General features: G+C 48.6%; 18 protein-coding genes and 1 other RNA gene. 7 read left to right on the forward strand and 12 right to left on the reverse strand.

Translation table 11 applies throughout. The features are described 5' to 3' along the window. Positions 1-25 precede the first annotated feature (25 nt). The 3 genes from KXJ80_RS20155 to KXJ80_RS20165 all read right to left on the reverse strand — a co-directional run bounded on the left by KXJ80_RS20155 (position 26) and on the right by KXJ80_RS20165 (position 3,185). Positions 26-1,243, reverse strand: coding sequence for an FAD-dependent monooxygenase (locus KXJ80_RS20155; protein WP_218737433.1), 1,218 nt, complete (start codon positions 1,241-1,243; stop codon positions 26-28). Between the two features lie 36 nt (positions 1,244-1,279). After that, on the reverse strand, positions 1,280-2,503 hold the full coding sequence (ubiH, locus tag KXJ80_RS20160) for a 2-octaprenyl-6-methoxyphenyl hydroxylase (RefSeq protein ID WP_218737434.1): 1,224 nt from the start codon (positions 2,501-2,503) through the stop codon (positions 1,280-1,282). A 106-nt stretch (positions 2,504-2,609) separates the two neighbouring features. Further along, complete coding sequence (locus KXJ80_RS20165; protein ID WP_218737435.1) at positions 2,610-3,185, reverse strand: UPF0149 family protein; 576 nt, start codon at positions 3,183-3,185, stop codon at positions 2,610-2,612. A 225-nt stretch (positions 3,186-3,410) separates the two neighbouring features. Here KXJ80_RS20165 and KXJ80_RS20170 point away from each other — a divergent pair, with 225 nt between their 5' ends. From KXJ80_RS20170 to KXJ80_RS20180, 3 genes are all read left to right on the forward strand, one after another. Next, complete coding sequence (locus tag KXJ80_RS20170) at positions 3,411-3,713, forward strand: cell division protein ZapA (protein WP_037414335.1); 303 nt, start codon at positions 3,411-3,413, stop codon at positions 3,711-3,713. A gap of 114 nt (positions 3,714-3,827) precedes the next feature. Further along, a non-coding RNA gene (gene ssrS / locus KXJ80_RS20175) (6S RNA) lies at positions 3,828-4,008 on the forward strand. A 7-nt stretch (positions 4,009-4,015) separates the two neighbouring features. After that, positions 4,016-4,702: a 5-formyltetrahydrofolate cyclo-ligase gene (locus KXJ80_RS20180; protein WP_218737436.1), complete on the forward strand. Its 687-nt coding sequence runs from the start codon at positions 4,016-4,018 to the stop codon at positions 4,700-4,702. 67 nt (positions 4,703-4,769) lie between these two features. On the opposite strand, the gene folM is transcribed toward KXJ80_RS20180, so the two are convergent. Beyond that, complete coding sequence (gene folM / locus KXJ80_RS20185) at positions 4,770-5,489, reverse strand: dihydromonapterin reductase (protein WP_218737437.1); 720 nt, start codon at positions 5,487-5,489, stop codon at positions 4,770-4,772. 211 nt (positions 5,490-5,700) lie between these two features. On the opposite strand from folM, the gene KXJ80_RS20190 reads away from it, so the two are divergent. Continuing rightward, positions 5,701-6,090, forward strand: a complete 390-nt coding sequence (locus KXJ80_RS20190; protein ID WP_144345383.1) for a thiol-disulfide oxidoreductase DCC family protein — start codon at positions 5,701-5,703, stop codon at positions 6,088-6,090. 95 nt (positions 6,091-6,185) lie between these two features. Here KXJ80_RS20190 and mdh read toward each other — a convergent pair whose 3' ends face one another. Beyond that, complete coding sequence (gene mdh, locus KXJ80_RS20195; protein WP_037414331.1) at positions 6,186-7,121, reverse strand: malate dehydrogenase; 936 nt, start codon at positions 7,119-7,121, stop codon at positions 6,186-6,188. Between the two features lie 289 nt (positions 7,122-7,410). On the opposite strand from mdh, the gene argR reads away from it, so the two are divergent. Then, on the forward strand, positions 7,411-7,881 hold the full coding sequence (gene argR, locus KXJ80_RS20200) for a transcriptional regulator ArgR (protein ID WP_011071072.1): 471 nt from the start codon (positions 7,411-7,413) through the stop codon (positions 7,879-7,881). A 121-nt stretch (positions 7,882-8,002) separates the two neighbouring features. Here argR and KXJ80_RS20205 read toward each other — a convergent pair whose 3' ends face one another. After that, entirely contained in the window at positions 8,003-8,635 is a 633-nt protein-coding gene (locus KXJ80_RS20205) for an NAD(P)-dependent oxidoreductase (protein WP_088210151.1), read from the reverse strand. A 119-nt stretch (positions 8,636-8,754) separates the two neighbouring features. On the opposite strand from KXJ80_RS20205, the gene KXJ80_RS20210 reads away from it, so the two are divergent. Next, complete coding sequence (locus KXJ80_RS20210; protein ID WP_218737438.1) at positions 8,755-9,657, forward strand: LysR family transcriptional regulator; 903 nt, start codon at positions 8,755-8,757, stop codon at positions 9,655-9,657. A 64-nt stretch (positions 9,658-9,721) separates the two neighbouring features. On the opposite strand, the gene KXJ80_RS20215 is transcribed toward KXJ80_RS20210, so the two are convergent. From KXJ80_RS20215 to KXJ80_RS20235, 5 genes are all read right to left on the reverse strand, one after another. Then, the gene (locus tag KXJ80_RS20215; protein ID WP_037414323.1) at positions 9,722-10,663 is read right to left on the reverse strand and encodes a Dyp-type peroxidase; all 942 of its coding nucleotides are present in this window, start codon (positions 10,661-10,663) and stop codon (positions 9,722-9,724) included. Between the two features lie 203 nt (positions 10,664-10,866). Further along, positions 10,867-12,579: a gamma-glutamyltransferase gene (gene ggt, locus KXJ80_RS20220; protein ID WP_218737439.1), complete on the reverse strand. Its 1,713-nt coding sequence runs from the start codon at positions 12,577-12,579 to the stop codon at positions 10,867-10,869. Positions 12,580-12,725: 146 nt separating this feature from the next. Next, entirely contained in the window at positions 12,726-13,775 is a 1,050-nt protein-coding gene (locus KXJ80_RS20225) for an ABC transporter ATP-binding protein (RefSeq protein WP_218737440.1), read from the reverse strand. Next, the gene (locus KXJ80_RS20230; protein WP_218737441.1) at positions 13,772-15,406 is read right to left on the reverse strand and encodes an ABC transporter permease; all 1,635 of its coding nucleotides are present in this window, start codon (positions 15,404-15,406) and stop codon (positions 13,772-13,774) included. Before KXJ80_RS20230 ends, KXJ80_RS20225 begins: the two co-directional genes overlap by 4 nt. A 58-nt stretch (positions 15,407-15,464) precedes the next feature. Beyond that, positions 15,465-16,472 carry a Fe(3+) ABC transporter substrate-binding protein gene (locus KXJ80_RS20235; RefSeq protein ID WP_088586139.1) on the reverse strand — a complete coding sequence of 336 codons (1,008 nt, stop codon included), beginning with the start codon at positions 16,470-16,472 and terminating at the stop codon, positions 15,465-15,467. Positions 16,473-16,687: 215 nt separating this feature from the next. Here KXJ80_RS20235 and KXJ80_RS20240 point away from each other — a divergent pair, with 215 nt between their 5' ends. Continuing rightward, entirely contained in the window at positions 16,688-17,107 is a 420-nt protein-coding gene (locus KXJ80_RS20240) for a hypothetical protein (RefSeq protein ID WP_218737442.1), read from the forward strand. A gap of 6 nt (positions 17,108-17,113) precedes the next feature. Here the strand turns inward: KXJ80_RS20240 and KXJ80_RS20245 are convergent, their stop codons facing one another. Next, positions 17,114-17,710 (reverse strand): glutathione S-transferase N-terminal domain-containing protein, encoded by a 597-nt coding sequence (locus KXJ80_RS20245; RefSeq protein WP_218737443.1) that lies wholly within the window; start codon positions 17,708-17,710, stop codon positions 17,114-17,116. Positions 17,711-17,721 lie beyond the last annotated feature (11 nt).

Here is a 17,721-nt window from a genome sequence, read left to right on the forward strand (position 1 = left end):
TCTGATCACATTAGCGCAACCGAGGCTAGCGACATAACTTGGGTAGCGACGACTTATTACCCATGGCCTGTTGCATGAACACTGTTTTCAGCCCAGCGACATTATCGACGAGGTTGAGTCCCAGATCGCGAATGGCTTTTTTAACTGGGTTTGAACCCTCGAACAGGCGCTTAAAGCCTTCCATCGCCGCAATCATCTCCATCGCATCCGCCTTGCGCCAACGCTCTAGGGCGCGCAGCTCGGCATAATCACCGATATCCTTACCCGCTTGCTGTAATTCGCTGATGACTTCGATAATGCTGGCGGCATCGAGGAAGCCGAGGTTTACCCCTTGGCCCGCTAATGGATGAATGGTGTGGGCAGCGTCCCCCGCGAGCACTAAACGGTGGCGGGCAAAATGGCGGGCGTAGCGCATCCGCAGTGGGAAGGCTTGGCGCTCGCTCTCAAGCTTGCAAATGCCGAGGCGGCCATCGAAGGCGGCGGTGACATTGCGCTCAAATTGCACTTTGTCCATTGCCAGTAATTCAGTGGCGCGCTCTGGCGGCACTGACCAGACGATGGAGCAGAGGTTGTCTTCATATAACGGCAAGAAGGCCAGCGGGCCGTCCTGCAAAAACACTTGGCGAGCGGTGGCAAGGTGCGGCATCTCGCTGCGAATGGTCGCAACGATCGCATGGTGACCATAATCCCAGAAGGTTAACGGGATCTTACATTGTTCGCGCACCCAAGAATTGGCGCCATCGGCGGCAATCACAAGTGCGGCGCTCACACTTTCTATTTCAGCACCATTGGCGAGAGTCAACCAAGCTTCACGCTCGCCAAAGGCGATACGCTCTAAGCGTTGGTTTTCGATATGGGTGATATTGTCAAATTCACTGGCACGCTTGGCGAGGGCAAAGCTGATGGCATCATTTTCGATAATCGCGCCAAGGCTCGCTTCACTGATGCTACTGGCATCGAAGGCGATTTTGCCAAAACCGTCTTTATCCCATACCGCCATTTTTTGATAGGGCGTCGCGCGGCTGGCATCGACATAGTGCCAAGCGCCGAGGTGCTCCAGCAAACGTTGGCTCGCCTTGTTGATGGCACTGACACGCAACCTTGGCTCACCGCTCACGGCTTCTGTGTGGCCCGCATCGATAACGACAACATTAAGATCGGCCTGTGCCAATCCTATCGCGGTGGCGAGTCCCACCATGCCGCCACCCACAATGGCAATGTCATAGGCTTGTGAACTTAACATGGGTACATCCTTTTCGCGTTGCGATACCAGTAATGATTATTTCCAGCCCATCGCTTTTTGAGCGACGGGGGTTTTCAGTGGCGGGAACCAAGACAACAGCCGCAATCCCAGATTACGCCCAAGGGCCAAGGGCCAGTATTGGTTAGAGAAGCCACGGACTAAAAATTCAATATTGCGAATAGTGCTGTTTCTATCCGCCTCACGGGCCTGCAAATAGCCATGGGTGACGGCGACACCACCGATATCCTCACCCTGCGCCAGCGCTAGTTGCAGCACATCGAGCAGACTGACGACATCCCGAAGGCCCAAGTTAAATCCCTGCCCCGCAATCGGGTGTAGTGTCTGCGCCGCATTACCAATAAATACGCATCTATGGTGAATCGGCCTTGGCATGTAGGACAGGTTTAACGGATAAGCATGGCGCTCGCTGACATCGATAAACTGGCCGGCGCGATAGCCAAAGGCTTGCTGCAACTCAGCTAAAAACTCAGCTTTAGGCGCGGTGAGCATCCCTTGCGCGCGGTGATTATCGAGTGCCCAGACGAGGGACAAACGCGGTAGACCTTGGCTATCTGCCATCGGCAATAACGCCAGTGGGCCAGTCTCGGTAAATCGTTCGTAGGCCCAGTGCTGATGCGGCTTATCGGTTTGTAGATTGGCGATAATCGCAGTTTGTTCAAACGCCACTTGGGTAATGGGCAGATTAAAACTGCTACGTACCTTAGACTGCAAGCCATCGGCGGCGACCACCAGCTTGGCGCAAATCCGCTCGCCGGAATCCAGCACCAACGTGTGGCTGTCGATATCGGGAATTAACGCTGACAGTTTGGCTGGGCAATAGAGCTTAACCTGAGTTTTGTTAAGCTCGCTAAACAGCACTTGGCCGACCCTTTCCAGCTCGACCACTTGCCCCAGCGCATCTAAATGGAACTGACTAGCGTTGAGTTCCGTCATGCCAAAGTGGCCGCGATCGGACACATGGATATCTTTAATCGCCGTGCCTAAATGCGCCAATTTCGGCCATAAACCTAAACGGGATAACTCGAAGATGGAACCATGGGCAATGGCGATAGAACGGGCGTCAAAACCGGGATGATTGTTATCGGGAAGATGCGCCTCGATTAAGGCAATTGATAACGGTTTTTCAGTACCAGACAAACGAGCCAAAGCTAACGCGAGGGTCGCACCCGCCATGGCGCCACCGACAATGGCAATATCGACATTTTGAACTGAATTATCCATGTGCTCTGCTACCGTCATGGGGTTCTCATTCAAGCTATGGCATGGCTAAAAGCGTTTCGCCATCAGGATGTTAGATTTGAAAAACAATAAAAGGCGGAATCGCTCCGCCTTTCTCTTTTAGGGATTAATGGATCACCGCGGCATCGTCACTCTCTTCGTGGCTCGGCTCTGGGCCAAACTCGGAGTAACACAAAATCGCAGCAATGCGCACAAATTCCAGCAATTCAATATAGGCGGTTTCCGACTCTTCATCGTCGGTCACATCGAATTCCACTTGGGCGATATCGGCCAGATCTTTAATCACTTCACGCACTTCGGCGGAGGCTTTATTGAGCTTAGGCTGGATAATCGCAATGCCCGTTAAAAAGCTTTGCGTCCAAAGCGATAGCGCCTCAACTCTGTGACTGAGGGATTCTTCCTCTTCGGGAAGCAATGGCATAAAACCAAAATCAAAGTCACTCAAACGGGCAACCGAGTCTTGGAACAACTCACACACCAATTGGTGTAAAGGTGCGGGCAAAGGCTGACCATCGTTCATCAGGTCAAATAACGGTTTAATCCACAAATCACCGGTTTGCTCTACACCACCGCAGATTAAACCCACAAGAGCACCGTGAACTTCCACGGGATGCTGACCAATTTCAGCCGCATCGAGGGCTATTTTTAAGCTTTCGATACGTAACGAAGGAGGGGTCGCCATATCAGATTCCAATCAGAATTTTCCAGCAGCAATGCTAGCAGAGTTAAAGACTTGAACCAACTCTGATCCGGCATTCTTAGGGTTGAAGATAAAAATTCCGGCAACTGCTCACACAAGCAGCAAACAAAACGGCGAATGTGCAATCCATCAGCGGCTTACCTTGCACTTTTAATATCAGCCCTATATAGTCCGCCCTATCGATGCCAACGAAAGGATCATCTTCGAATGAGTAACAGTGCAGTTGAAATCACCCTGCTGGGGCGCACCTACTCTATCGCCTGTCCGAAAGGTCAGGAAGATGCCCTACGTATTGTGGCTCAAGGGGTTGAGCAGCAACTCACCACCCTAAAAAATCGCACTAATAGCTTAAGCCGCGAAGAAATTGCCATTATGGCGGCGCTGAATATTGGCCACGAGTTGTACCAAGAAAAGCAAAAGAATAAGCATTATATGAAACAAATGGATGACCGCATCAGCCTGTTGCAGTCAACCTTGGAAAACGCCTTAGTTGAGCGTTCAACCAAATAGTTTTAGACTGTGCACTCGGTGCCAAGCACCATCTATCTGAGAAGAGTTGCACAGTGAATGGCTAACTGGCCTATACTTTTTTAAGCCAAACGATTAGCGATTCAATACCGTTTTTGCTCCCTGGGATGCAGGCCAACTGGTAATGTCCCTGTGCCGATAATTTTGATCTCAGGGTGAATGCTTTACTGACATTGAGCATGCTCGGCTCGTACCGAGAAGCCTTAGGAGGTAATCATTTACCCGCCTTGAACCTACGGTTCAAGGGCTACACCGGTAGCGGCATTCTGGGGAGCATCTTATTTATGTCTATCACTTCACCTGTCTCGAACTCTTCGGCCTCAACAGTCAAGGGGCCACATGGCACTCAGCCTGAAATTGACGCCAAGTCACTAAGTATAAATCTAAGCCCAACTCTCAGCCGCGCCGAAGTACGCAAACAAATCCGTTTAGCCCGCCGCTCGCTTTCGACAGAGGTGCAAACCGAGGCAAGCCTTGCCGCATGTCAGCGAATGCTCGAAAAGCTCAGCGCGCTGAAGGCACAGCATGTCGCGCTTTACCTCACCCACGATGGCGAACTGGCAACCGCTCCGCTTATCGAAGCGCTTTGGCAACAGCGGATTCAAACCTATTTGCCACGGCTGCACCCCTTTAATGCTGGGCAATTATTGTTTTTGCATTACCACGACGACTCGGTAATGCTACCGAATCAATTCGGTATTTTAGAGCCACGGCTAGATGTGCGTAACGTTATGCCGATTGAGCGACTCGATGTGGTGATCACCCCGCTCGTTGCCTTTGATATTCAAGGTAATCGTATGGGCATGGGCGGCGGCTATTACGACAGAACGCTAGCTAATTGGCACAGCAAAGGCAAACCACTGCCCATGGGGTATGCCCATGATTGCCAACAAGTACCGAGCCTGCCATGCGAACATTGGGATGTGCCCTTGCCCGCTATCATCACCCCAAGTCGAGTATGGGAGTTTTGAATAAAGAAGGTGCTAGGTGCTAGATAACTAGATTCTAGGACCTAGAACCTAAAATCTAGATTCTTTTTTACCTTAAATGCCGCCCACCATCGACATTGTGGCTACGCCCAGTGACATAGCGGCTCGCCAATAGATAATCCACCAAGGCGATAATCTCTTGATTTCCAGCTTCTTTGGGCAAAATGGCCTTGGCTAAGGTCTTTTGCCGATAGGCTTCATCATCACTTGGATTAAAAAGGATCATCGCCGGAGCAATCGCATTCACTTTGACCTCGGGCGCTAATTTAGCCGCAAAAGATAAGGTTAAATTATCTAGTGCTGCTTTACTGGCCGCATAAGCCATGTGCTTGGCACTGCCCTTTTCGGCCACATAGTCAGTGAAATGGATAATATCGCTGGCGCCAATCTCGCCCTCGGCTCCCGCTTGTAGCTGCGGGGCTAACGCCAAGTTCATTTGATAGGGTACGCTCACATGCACCTGCATCATGCGCTGCATCACCTCACGGGGGGCAAGGCTTGGGCTGTTGTCTGGCAGCCAGTCAGAGGCATTATGGATAATGGCGCGGATTTTGGGGTATTGGCTCAATTGCTCAATCAGGGTTTGGAGCTGCGCATTATCGTAAAAATCGCATTGGATTAAGGTCGTGCCCAAAGACTGCAACTCATCAATGCTGGGATAATGGCTGCGGTAAGTGCCAATCACCTTGTGCCCTTGGGCGAGCAAGTGTTTCGCGAGGGCGTAACCAATACGTTTACCCACGCCAGTGATAATAATGGGAGCTGTCATATCCATCCTGTTATTTGCCAAGCACTGATTAAAAGCAAACGCATTTGGCAGATTGTTAATCGCACAATCACGTAATCACACAATCACGTCACTCATCGCAATAGCTTAATGCCTCTAGCCAAGAGTGTATAACAATTAAAACCGTAAACATGTCGATCTAAATGCCTGACAACTGCGTATACTCAGGGACACACAGTAAGAGGTAGACCTAATGGAACTGCGGATTTTTTACGATGGCAATTGCCCATTATGTAGCGCCGAAATGCGCCAACTCAAAGCGCGCGATCCCCACGACAGAATTGAACTGGTGGATCTTAATGCTGACAATTTCAGCTCAAGATTCAGCTATATCGATAAAGACTACGCCAATACCATTCTCCATGGCGAAACCGCCTCCGGCCAAGTGCTGCTCGGGCTCGATGTCACTTGCAAAGCATGGGCGCTCACAGGCACTCGCCCTTGGGTACAAGTGCTACGCTTACCGCTTATCAAACCTATTGCGGATTGGTGCTACCTGAGATTCGCCAAGCACAGATACCGTATTTCCTATCTACTGACGGGTAAAGCTCGCTGTGACAGCCAATGCCAACTGCCTAAATAGCGAGACTCAAGATTAAGAACCCCTGTTTAGAGAACAAAGTTTAAAGCATAAAAAAACGGAGCCATTCGGCTCCGTTTTCTCATAATTCAGAAGAATTACTTAACGAAATCAACGCCTAGTTTGATATCGCCTTTCAGCGTATCTAACATAGAATCACGGGCGTTAGCTTCGAATGCGCTCACTTCACCGTAAGGCAGTACTTTTTCGATACCGTTTTTGCCTAACAATACTGGTTGAGCGAAGAATTCAGCGTGCTCGCTGCCGCCGTCAACGTAAGCACATTCAACGATGTTAGCTTCGCCTTGCAGACCACGAACCAGAGACATACCGAAACGGCATGCCGCTTGACCCATAGAGAGCGTCGCGCTGCCGCCACCGGCTTTAGCTTCAACCACTTCAGTACCCGCGTTTTGAATACGTTTAGTTAAAGAAGCTACTTCTTCATCAGAGAAAGTCACTCCTTCAACTTGAGACAGTAATGGCAGAATAGTCACGCCACTGTGGCCACCGATCACGTTGATTTTAACGTCAGCAACGTTTAAGCCTTTTAATTCAGCGATGAAAGTCTCAGAACGGATAACGTCCAGAGTGGTCACGCCGAATAAACGGTTCTTATCGTAAACACCTGCTTTTTTCAGCACTTCAGCAGCAATAGCAACTGTAGTGTTTACTGGGTTAGTGATAATACCCACGAGCGCTTTAGGGCAAGTAACAGCCACTTTCTCGATCAGGTTGCGAACGATACCTGCGTTGATATTGAACAGATCTGAACGATCCATACCAGGCTTACGTGCAACACCAGCAGAGATAAGCACAACGTCAGCACCCACGAGGGCAGGCGTTGGATCTTCACCAGCAAAACCTTTAATTTCAACCGCAGTTGGGATATGACTCAAGTCAACCGCAACACCCGGAGTTACCGGTGCGATATCGTATAGAGACAGTTGAGAACCCGCAGGTAATTGAGTTTTTAACAGTAGGGCAAGAGCCTGGCCGATACCACCAGCAGCACCAAGTACAGCAACTTTCATAGTTATCTCCGTTATTTCTCGGATATTGTGACATGGATCTAATTTGCGTTGGCGTCACATTACTGGAATGTCACGCTAATTTCAATTATCCCTTAGTCGTTGATTCAAAGATTTACTAAAACAGCGCGTTGCAATGTTGAATATTTACTCTAGTTCAACAAATACATTTATAAATGAATTAGCATAAATTGAGTTAATTGCATTTTTATTCAGTCATTGTGGTTATTTGTTGACAGTTTAACCAAAACTATTCAGAATAAGCCTGTTTTTTTGAATAAAGAATAAGACTATGCAAACGACCAAGAATCAGGATGACCTTGTTAGAATTTTTAAGGCGATTTTAAAAGAGGAGCGCTTTGGCTCCCAGAGTGAAATCGTCACCGCCTTGCAAGCAGAAGGCTTTACTAATATAAACCAATCTAAAGTGTCTCGTATGCTCAGCAAGTTCGGTGCCGTGCGCACTCGCAACGCTAAGCAGGAGATGGTTTATTGCTTACCTGCCGAATTAGGCGTGCCCACTGCGGGCAGCCCGTTAAAGAATTTAGTACTCGATGTTGACCATAACCAAGCGATGATTGTTGTCCGCACTAGCCCAGGCGCCGCACAATTAATTGCTCGTTTGTTAGACTCCATCGGTAAACCTGAAGGGATTTTGGGAACCATTGCGGGTGACGATACGATCTTTATTTGTCCATCTAGCATTCAAGATATCGCCGATACCTTGGAAACCATCAAATCTTTATTCAACTACGCAGAATAAAAAAACAGGTCAGCTTGCTGACCTGTTCTATTTCCACTGTACGCTTTTCAGTCCAGGATTACCCTAATTTCAGGGCTTGTGTCCCACTTACGTTACAGTATTTAGCCGAATCTCCTCAGCTTTAGTAAGCCACACTGATCCTTTGATTGGGATGCGCCGCTTTTTCTGCTTCATCGAGCATGGCTTTGGCGTAATCACTCACCGAAATCCGGCTACGGCCATTTGCATCGGTAAAGAAACTATCGCCACCTAAACGGTAAGAGCCTTCGCTTGCACCAGGGTAGATCTCTGCCGCTGGGCTGACAAAAGTCCAGTTAACAGTGGTGTTGGCGGCGCGAAATGCCTTTAATGCTTCACCTTGAGCCAGAGCTTCATCCTTATAGGCAGACGGGAAATCTGGGCTTGAAACCAAAGTTACTCCCGGTGCCACTTCTAGACTACCTGCCCCACCGACCCACAATAAACGTGGCACTTTAGCCTGTGGCAATACGGCTAATAGATTATTAACTGTTTTCGCCACTAAGCCGTGATTCTGCTCGGCGCGGCCGCCCACTGAAGCAATTAACACATCCACGCCTGCAAAGGTTTCAGCGGTTAATGGCTGAATCAGGTCAACACTACGCACTTCTGCCGCCGTTTCACCAAGCTTGCTTGGGTCACGCACTAAGGCAACGACGTCATGACCACGGCTTAAGGCTTCATTTAAAATGGTTCCGCCAATCCAACCCGATGCACCTAATACTGCAATTTTCATTTGATAAGTCTCACTGCTGATTTAAATTGAGACCAGTTTACTTGCGATACTTAGCGTGATAAATATCGATAAATGAGCAGGATTGTTTCAGATTGAGATACTAATTGGTGTAATTATATATGGATAAAATCGCCGCTATGCGTAGCTTTATCGAAGTGGCTAACTGTGGCAGCTTTACTAAGGCCGCAGAACACCTCGATCTCAGTCGTTTACAGGTTTCTCGCCATATTCAAGAAATTGAGCAGTGGCTCAGTTTACGCCTGCTACACCGCACCACCCGCAGCGTTAGCCTCACTCTACAGGGTGAAGAAGCCCTGCAATATTGTCAGCGGGTGCTGAGTGAAGTCGCCGCAATGGAAAGCCGCGCCCATAGTCATAACACTGAATTAGTCGGCAGCATTCGTATTGCCACACCCGTCGGACTTGGGCAGCACAGACTGTTTGATGTGGTCGATCGCTTTATAAAATTGCACCCTAAGGTCAATATTCAGCTGTTAATGTCGGATAGTTTTGCTCAATTAGTGGATGAGCGGGTGGACGTGGCACTGCGCTATACCGAGCAGCCCGATGAGAATTTGATTGCCCGTAAATTGATGAGCATAGATGCTGTGCTGTGCGCCGCGCCCAGTTACTTGGCTCAAGCCGAGCCGTTAACCGTCTCTAACGATCTGATCAGCCATAATTGCCTTATCCATAGTTCGCAGCAACATTGGCAGCTACTCAAGGAGCAACAGAGTGAGCTGATTAAACCTATGGGGAATCTGATGGCCAATGAAATGGGAGTGCTGGTTAGCGCCGCATTGCGTGGGCATGGCATTGCCTACTTGCCCTGTGACTTAGCTAATCAATATCTGGCCAGCGGTCAACTGCAAGAAGTGCTCCCCGAATACACGGCACCTGGGCAAACCCTTTGGGCCGTGTACTTATCTCGCAGCTACCAACAAGCGCTAGTGCGCGCCTTTATCGATTTTACCGCTCAGCAATGGCAGCTCGATATCAATAAGTGGACAGCGGCGAGCTAAGCCCACAAACAAAAACGCACTGAGGTTTTAAGGCTCAGTGCGTTTAGTCGCGATTTGCTAAGGGTTAATTATCGAATTGCATCAAAAAATCTAAGCTTGGGGCGAAGAAAGAAGAACCCGTCAATGCGCTGGTGAAGTGCATCAAGTGGTCGTGATTACCCGCACCATCGCCAAACACCATGCTATGGAGCATCTTCTCGAAGTGATCCGGCGTGCGGCAGGTTGAAATAAACATCAAACCTTGTTCTTTGAGCGAGCCGTAAGGCATGCTCTGGCGCAAAATCTCGATGGACTTGCCGTTTTCATCCTTGAGGTTTACCCGCTTGATATGGCTGGTTAATGGCTTATCTTCCGACTCGTATTCGATGTTGTCTTGCTTGGTACGACCGATAATATCTTCTTGCTTTTTAAGCGGTAATCTATGCCACTTACTCAAGTTGTGGGCGTACTTTTGTACGTGAATATAGCTGCCGCCCTTAAATTCAGGATCTTCATCCCCAACCAAGGCGACCTCTTGGCGATGACGCCCTTTCGGGTTTTCGGTGCCATCGACAAAGCCTGTTAAGTCGCGACTATCCATAAATCTAAAGCCGCGTTCCTCTTCGACTAACTCGACTAAGTCTTCGAACATTTGGCTGATTTCGTTGGCAACTAAATGCAAAATGTCGTAACGATCGCAACGAAGATGCACAAACAGGTCGTATTCGATCGCAGGCGCCTCGCGGTTACCCGCCTGCATCGCCGGGAAAGGCTTAAGCATTTCGGGGCGAGCATCGGGATAGAGACTGTCCCAATAGTTGGCGCCTATGGCCACAAAACCATTGAATGCACTGTCGGAATACTGATCCGTCAACTCATAAATATACTGCGCAACGTTGGCAATACAGGGACGCAATTGCGATTCAACGTTATCGTTGTCGCTCGCATTAAACATCAAATAGACGCTATGTAAGTTTCCCTCTGCACACACACCCAACTGTTCACGCGGCATATTTTGAATATCCATCTGGTTATCACCCTGTTGTCGATTCATTTTCGGCAATATTATCCGCAACTTTACCTGAAAATGACATTAAGTAACGCACAGTTTGTCCGTCTTTGTGATGTAAAGGCCTTTTGAGGCTGAAATATAAAAATTGACGAGGCCATTACGCCTCGTCAATTTTGTCTATTCTGCATTCGCTTCAGTAGAGCAAAACGAGTGATGCGTTAATATCCTGCGGCATAACCATCCTTTCGGCTTTCTGATGCACCGCGGTAAACGCCCGTTTCTGCATTAAAGCCAATGGCTTGATAGCCACCGAAATCACCGAGAACATCGCGAAGCACATGGCCTTTCTTCATCAGCTCACGGCGAGTTTCAACGGGGAAGCCTGATTCAAGGCTCACATAGCCACCGTCATTCATTATCTCCCCCGTAGGCTCAGTCGAACCTGAGTGTAAAATTCTGGGGGCATCACCCGCTTCTTGCAAGTTCATTTTAAAATCAATCAGATTGATAATAATCTGCGCATGCATTTGCGGCTGTGTTGCGCCGCCCATCACCCCAAAACTGAGCCAAGGTTTACCGTCTTTGGTCACAAAGGCGGGAATAATGGTATGGAAGGGCCGCTTACCCGGCGCATAGGTGTTAAATCGACCTTCGGTGAGATCGAACATCTGCCCGCGATCTTGCAGCACAAAGCCGAGATCCGGCGGCGTCATACCTGAGCCCATGCCGCGGTAGTTACTCTGGATCAGCGACACCATGTTGCCGTCTTTATCCGCGGTAGTGAGGTACACAGTATCCCCATGTTGCAGCGCAGGATTGCCCGCATCGACACTCTTAGCCGCCTTGTTTAAATCAATTAACTTGGCGCGATCGTAATTATACTGCTGCGAGATCAACTCTTTTACAGGCACCTTGTTAAAGGCCATATCGGCATAAAATTTCGCGCGATCGGCAAAGGCGAGTTTTTTGGCCTCTACAAATAAGTGCACATATTCGGGACTATTAAAGCCCATGGCGGCGACATCGAAGGGTTCCATGGTCTTTAAGATCTGTAGCGCGGCAATCCCCTGCCCATTTGGCGGCAACTCCCACACATCGTAACCACGGTAGTTGACCGATACGGGTTCAATCCAGTCACTGGTATGGCTGGCTAAGTCTTCATAACTTAAATAGCCACCTTGAGCCTTGATGTATTTATCAATACTTTTGGCAATGTCACCCTTGTAGAAGGCATCGCGGCCGCCTTTAGCAATTTTCTCATAGGTGTTTGCCAGTGCAGGATTTTTGAAGATTTCGCCCACCGCAGGCATTTTGCCATTAGGCATATAGGTTTCTTTAAAACCGGGGAATTGAGCGAGCTTTTTACTGCTGCCCTCAAGGTAATAGGAAATCAACTCGGAGACAGGGAAACCTTCGCGGGCATAACGAATCGCTGGCGCTAAATTATCGGCCATCGGCAGCTTGCCAAATTTATCGTGCAGTTCGTACCAACCATCCACGGCCCCAGGTACCGATACGGGTAGCGGCCCTAATGGCGGTAAATAGTCTAATCCGAGTGATTTAAGCTTCTCTAGCGTTAAGGATTTGGGGCTGCGACCGGAGGCATTAAGGCCATACAGTTTTTTATCTTTCGCGCTCCAAACAATGGCAAATAAATCACCACCGATACCTGAACCAGTCGGCTCGACTAAGCCCAGCATGGCATTAGCTGCAATGGCCGCATCGACGGCGCTACCGCCCTGCTTTAATACATCAATCGCGACCTGTGTCGCCAGCGGTTGACTGGTGGCCGCCATTCCTTGGGTAGCATACACTTCTGAGCGCGTCGCAAAGGCTTTACCTGTGATCCTATCCATGGCCAACACTCCCGAGGACGACATTGCTGTCGCCACTGTGACTAAGGTACAAATTGATTTTATTGTTTTTATCATAATTCCTCCAAGGCTGGAGGAATTAAGGTAACAAGGAAGGTTGAAAATATCAGCAAACGAGACATTTTTTGCTCAAGTTAAACGTAAGCAAAAATGTCACCGTCTTTGCGCAACTGACGGATTGCGATGACGCCACAGCACTTAAACTAAGATTCGAATAACACGAGAGAATGCGGCTCAGTGCTTAAACCCACTCGTTGGCCGACATTGAACTGCATGATTTGACTACGCACTTCGACATAATAAGCGTGGGATGCCGCCTCCACTTTCACCCAATAATGGCAAAATGCGCCGAGGAAGCGCCGCTCGGTAATCGTCCCAACGCCTGCATCATCAGCACTGAGCGCCAATTGCTGTGGCCGCAAAAACACTTGGCCATTAAAGGCATTAGACTTTGACAAGGGCGTGAGGCTTCGCAGCTCACCAATGGGAGTGACAACACGGTGGCCATCAACAACCTCGGCGGGTAAATAGTTACCACTGCCGAGAAAATCAGCCACATAGCGGCTATTTGGTGCGGCATATAAGTCTTCCGCTCGGCCATGTTGTACTATCACACCTTGATTAAAAATGGCCAAGGTATCGGCAAACACAAAGGCCTCATCTTTGCTATGGGTAACAAAAACCGCACTAACATTACGCTGCTTTAGAATGCTGCGGATCTCCGCCATCATGCTGTGGCGCACCTGTGCATCGATATTCGAAAATGGCTCATCGAGTAACAGTAATTGCGGCTCATAGGCTAATGCGCGGGCAATCGACACCCGCTGCTGCTGACCACCTGACAACTCATGGGGATAACGCTTGGCTAAGCCTTCAAGTTTTACCAGGGCGAGCATGTCATCTAACCGCGCCTTGCGCTGCGCTGGCGTTAATTTTGCCACACCAAAGAGAATATTCTCGGCGACGGTCAAATGCGGGAACAAAGCATAGTCTTGGAAAATCATCCCTATGCCCCGTTGCTCACTCGGCACAAATTGCCCTTCGCCGCTGACCGTCTTGCCATTGATTTGGATCTCACCTTGGCTAATCGCCTGCAATCCTGCCACTGCCCTCAGCAAGGTGGTTTTGCCGCAGCCACTTGGGCCGAGCAGCGCAAGAATTTCCCCCTGTGCCAGGGTCAAATCTAAGCCTTTGAGTATCTGTTGGCCCTGATAATCACTATGGACTTGATGAAGATTGAGCGTACTGGTCATCGGCTATCTTGCTCCAAAGAACGGTTTAAATAAATCAGCGGGACCAAGCCCACGAGCACAATCACAATGGCAGGCAAGGCGCCATGTTCAAGCTTTTCGTCTGAGACAAACTGGAAGACATAGGTGGCGAGATTCTCAAAACCTATGGGACGCAGCAACAATGCCGCCGGTAATTCTTTCATGCTTTCGATAAATACCAACAACGCCCCAGCAAATAAGCCTTTGGTGAGTAGCGGTAAATGCACTCTTTGGAGCAAACGTCGAGGGCTTTGCCCAAGAGTTAGACTCACCATGTCTAATGAGGGCGAGATGCGTTTATAGCTAGTCTCAACACTGCCAATCGCAATGGCCACAAAGCGCACACAAAAAGCAAAAACCAGCGCAACCGTACTGCCAGTGAGCAAGAGCCCAGGGCCTGCCATCCCCAACCAATCGGCGACGTCGTTAATCGCAAAGTCCAGCAGGGTTAATGGCACCAATACACCAATGGCAAGTACCGTTCCGGGTAAAGCATAGCCAGTTGAAGCCAAGCGCGATGGCAATGCATCACTCGTCCTTGGGCTCACACGGCGAATAAACATCAATATCAATGCAATCGCGCAGCACACTAGGCTAGTAATGAGCGCGAGGCTCAAACTATTCACGCTCAATTGCCAGAAAATCGAATCCCAGCTCTGCTCAAAATAACCGATAGCGTAGGAGAGTAAAATGCCGCTTGGCAGCACAAAGGCCAGCAGTAACAAGGTGATGCAATAACCGAGGGCAAACAGGGTTTGCATCGGTGAGAGCCGATATAAATCGCTCACTTGAATGCGGGACTGTTTTTGGAATAACTGCTGCTTACGGCGAGCAAAACGCTCAACGCCAATCAAGCTAAACACCACCAGCAGGATAATGGCCGAGAGCTTTGCCGCGGCGGTTAAATTGCCATAGCCCAACCAAGTGTCATATACGGCTGTCGTTAAGGTTGGCACGGCAAAATAGTTAACCGTTGCAAAATCCGCTGCGGTTTCCATCGCCACTAATGCCACACCCACGGCCAAAGCGGGCCTTGCCATCGGCAAAGATAAGCGCCAAAAACTCTGCCACGGCGAGCAGCCCATGATCCTTGATGCATGCGCCAAGCTTAAGGATTGCTCCATAAACGCGGTACGCGCTAACAGATAAATATAGGGAAATAACACCAGCGATAACACACACGCAGCGCCACCTAAGGTGCGAATATCAGGGAAAAAGTAATCCTGCGGAGAGCTCCAACCAAAGAGCGCGCGCAAACTCCTTTGTACTGGGCCGGCGTAATCAAATAAATCCGTATACACGTAGGCAACAATGTAGGCTGGCATGGCCAAAGGCAATAACAAAGCCCATTGCAAATACCGTCTACAGACAAATTCACAGCGCGCCATTAACCAAGCGCAGGGCAACGCCAGCAACAGTGAGCCAATACTCACCCACAGAATCAACCATAAGCTATTAGTAATGTATGTCGGTAATACAGTAGAAAGTAGATGACCAAAAACGGCCTCATCGGGCTGAGCCGCTTGAAGAAATAACGCAACGAGGGGTAACACCAGTAGCACAGCTATGGCATAACCAGTAAGCGACCAGCTTCTGGCTAATCCTAAAATCATGTGGCTCCTTTAAACAAGTGCGCCAATTAATGGCGCACTTATCGATTTAACTGCCTAACTAGAGGTCAAACTGCACTTCATCTAACAATTTCACTGCTGCTTGGTGATATTCGGCCAGCTTGAAAATCGGCAACTTATCAGATTTAAACTCGCCCCAAGAGGCCACTAAGGTTGAAGGTGCAACATCGGCTTTTACTGGATATTCCATATTCACTTCGGCATAGGCTTTTTGCGCCACATCGCCAGAGAGGAATTCCATCAACTTGATAGCATTGTCTTTATTCGGCGCGTGGCGAGTAAGCACCATACCAGAAACGTTGACATGGGCACCGCGGTCAGCCTGATTCGGGAAATTAATCACAACAGCTTCAGCCCAGCTCTTTTGCTCCGGATCTTGCAGCATATTGCCATAGTAGTAGCTGTTACCAATCGCGATATCACATAGGCCTTCTTTTACCGCTTGAACCTGTCCGCGATCGTTACCTTGAGGCTTGCGGGCTAAGTTAGTTTTCACGCCCTGTAGCCACGTTTTCGTGTCCGCCTCACCGTGATGAGCAATCATCGAAGCCACCAAGGCGATGTTGTAAGGATGCTTACCGCTGCGAGTACAAATCTTACCTTTGTATTTAGGATCGGCGAGTTCTTCATAACTAATCGCTTGTGGGCCTAAGCGATCTTTTGCCGTATAGAGGTTACGAACACGCATCGTCAAGGCATACCATTGCCCATCCGGATCGCGGTATTGCGCAGGAATATTGCTATTGAGCTGCTCACTTTTCACGGGAGAAGTCAGATCTTTTTCGACTAATTCGACCAAACGAGAAAAATCTGAAGTTAACACTAGATCGGCGGGCGATAAGCGACCTTCACGGGCGATACGTTCGGCAATCCCGTCTTTGGCAAACACCACATTCACGCCAATGCCTGTTTCTTCAGTAAAGCGCTTCAAGATGGGCTCAACCAAAAATGCTTGACGATAGGAATAAACCGTTAATTTTTCATCCGCATGTGCAGACTGTGCAACCGATATTAACCCAATTAAAGCGGCACAAGTTACCCATTTCATTCGCGATTTCTCCTCAAAATGATGACGTCAAACGTGAGTCGTTCTTAGATTAAAAATGATAATAGTTATCAGTTTCGCAAGAGTAATTGATCGACTTGAGGAGAGCAATAGTTAGTATAACTTTTTGTTTTTAATGAAATTAAGATATAAAAAGGCGAATTATCTCAAACCAAACTAAACTGAATCTTAATTTTTAAAAATAGTTGGGAGGTATTATGTTTAGCATGCTACTACTCTTCATTACTATTCTTGGACTAGTGATATTTATGACCTACCAAAATAGTCAAAAGCAGCACAAGTCGTTTGCCAAAACCACGAGTTCGGCAAAACAAGCAAAGCACGGAACGACGATATTGAATGCCTTCCACTGCGTGAGTATTGAAAACGAAGCTAATTGCTGCAAACAGGTCGATGCAATTAAAGGAAAACGCTTCCTGTCAAAAGAAGCGCCTGAAATTCCAATGAAAGGCTGCACCCAAAGCCAATGTCAGTGCCACTATAAACACTATGACGATAGGCGCCAAGCTGGTAACGATCGCCGAGTTGACTACGGCATGACTAAAGAGCTCTTCGGCGCATTTGGTGAACATAATCGCCGAGATAAGCCTAAAGGCCGGCGCTTAACCGACCATTGACAATATTTATTGTGGGCGAGTATCTACAAACGCAGGTAAATCACGCATTTCGCTAAACCAGATCGCAGTCGCTGGAGCAACTTTACGCCAATCGAGTTCAGGGTGTCTGAAATCCATATAATCCAACAAACAGATTAACGCTAACTGTGGTGCTTGTATGGTTGCTTGAGTAATCACGCTCTGATGCTCCATCTGCATCAACCCACGCAGCAGAGCCTGCTCAAAACGTGATGTCCAAAAAGCTGATCTCACCCCCTCATCTTCACGCATTTGCTCTTGGCGCAACTTCACCGCGCTATCAATTAATCCCTTGATCATCGAGTACTGGCACTGCAATACCCAGTTATAAGGTTGACCGCCAAACATTTCCTGTGAACCTAATTCTGCGTCCAGATAACGCATAATCACTTCGCTATCGAAAATAGGCACGCCATCATTCGTGATCAGGCAAGGAATTTGACCTAACGGATTTACATCAAGCAACTGTGCCGTATTTTCCATTGGATTAACGAGGACTTCTTCAATATCTTTAATCCCTAAATAACTGATTAAGCTACGAACACAGCGAGCATAGGGTGACGCAAGGGAGCAGAGCAACTTCATCAAAAAATCCT

This window comes from Shewanella xiamenensis, from assembly GCF_024971755.1.
Classification (GTDB): Bacteria; Pseudomonadota; Gammaproteobacteria; order Enterobacterales; family Shewanellaceae; genus Shewanella; species Shewanella xiamenensis.

What these genes read in the sequence shown, in the direction of transcription:
- KXJ80_RS20225 (WP_218737440.1), bottom strand. Translation starts at nt 13,775, where the DNA reads ATGACCAGTACGCTCAATCTTCATCAAGTCCATAGTGATTATCAGGGC.
- KXJ80_RS20170 (WP_037414335.1), top strand. Translation starts at nt 3,411, where the DNA reads ATGAGTAACAGTGCAGTTGAAATCACCCTGCTGGGGCGCACCTACTCT.
- argR (WP_011071072.1), top strand. Translation starts at nt 7,411, where the DNA reads ATGCAAACGACCAAGAATCAGGATGACCTTGTTAGAATTTTTAAGGCG.
- KXJ80_RS20235 (WP_088586139.1), bottom strand. Translation starts at nt 16,472, where the DNA reads ATGAAATGGGTAACTTGTGCCGCTTTAATTGGGTTAATATCGGTTGCA.
- KXJ80_RS20190 (WP_144345383.1), top strand. Translation starts at nt 5,701, where the DNA reads ATGGAACTGCGGATTTTTTACGATGGCAATTGCCCATTATGTAGCGCC.
- KXJ80_RS20180 (WP_218737436.1), top strand. Translation starts at nt 4,016, where the DNA reads ATGTCTATCACTTCACCTGTCTCGAACTCTTCGGCCTCAACAGTCAAG.
- KXJ80_RS20215 (WP_037414323.1), bottom strand. Translation starts at nt 10,663, where the DNA reads ATGGATATTCAAAATATGCCGCGTGAACAGTTGGGTGTGTGTGCAGAG.
- KXJ80_RS20205 (WP_088210151.1), bottom strand. Translation starts at nt 8,635, where the DNA reads ATGAAAATTGCAGTATTAGGTGCATCGGGTTGGATTGGCGGAACCATT.
- mdh (WP_037414331.1), bottom strand. Translation starts at nt 7,121, where the DNA reads ATGAAAGTTGCTGTACTTGGTGCTGCTGGTGGTATCGGCCAGGCTCTT.
- folM (WP_218737437.1), bottom strand. Translation starts at nt 5,489, where the DNA reads ATGACAGCTCCCATTATTATCACTGGCGTGGGTAAACGTATTGGTTAC.
- KXJ80_RS20230 (WP_218737441.1), bottom strand. Translation starts at nt 15,406, where the DNA reads ATGATTTTAGGATTAGCCAGAAGCTGGTCGCTTACTGGTTATGCCATA.
- KXJ80_RS20165 (WP_218737435.1), bottom strand. Translation starts at nt 3,185, where the DNA reads ATGGCGACCCCTCCTTCGTTACGTATCGAAAGCTTAAAAATAGCCCTC.
- KXJ80_RS20210 (WP_218737438.1), top strand. Translation starts at nt 8,755, where the DNA reads ATGGATAAAATCGCCGCTATGCGTAGCTTTATCGAAGTGGCTAACTGT.
- KXJ80_RS20240 (WP_218737442.1), top strand. Translation starts at nt 16,688, where the DNA reads ATGTTTAGCATGCTACTACTCTTCATTACTATTCTTGGACTAGTGATA.
- ubiH (WP_218737434.1), bottom strand. Translation starts at nt 2,503, where the DNA reads ATGACGGTAGCAGAGCACATGGATAATTCAGTTCAAAATGTCGATATT.
- ggt (WP_218737439.1), bottom strand. Translation starts at nt 12,579, where the DNA reads ATGATAAAAACAATAAAATCAATTTGTACCTTAGTCACAGTGGCGACA.
- KXJ80_RS20155 (WP_218737433.1), bottom strand. Translation starts at nt 1,243, where the DNA reads ATGTTAAGTTCACAAGCCTATGACATTGCCATTGTGGGTGGCGGCATG.
- KXJ80_RS20245 (WP_218737443.1), bottom strand. Translation starts at nt 17,710, where the DNA reads ATGAAGTTGCTCTGCTCCCTTGCGTCACCCTATGCTCGCTGTGTTCGT.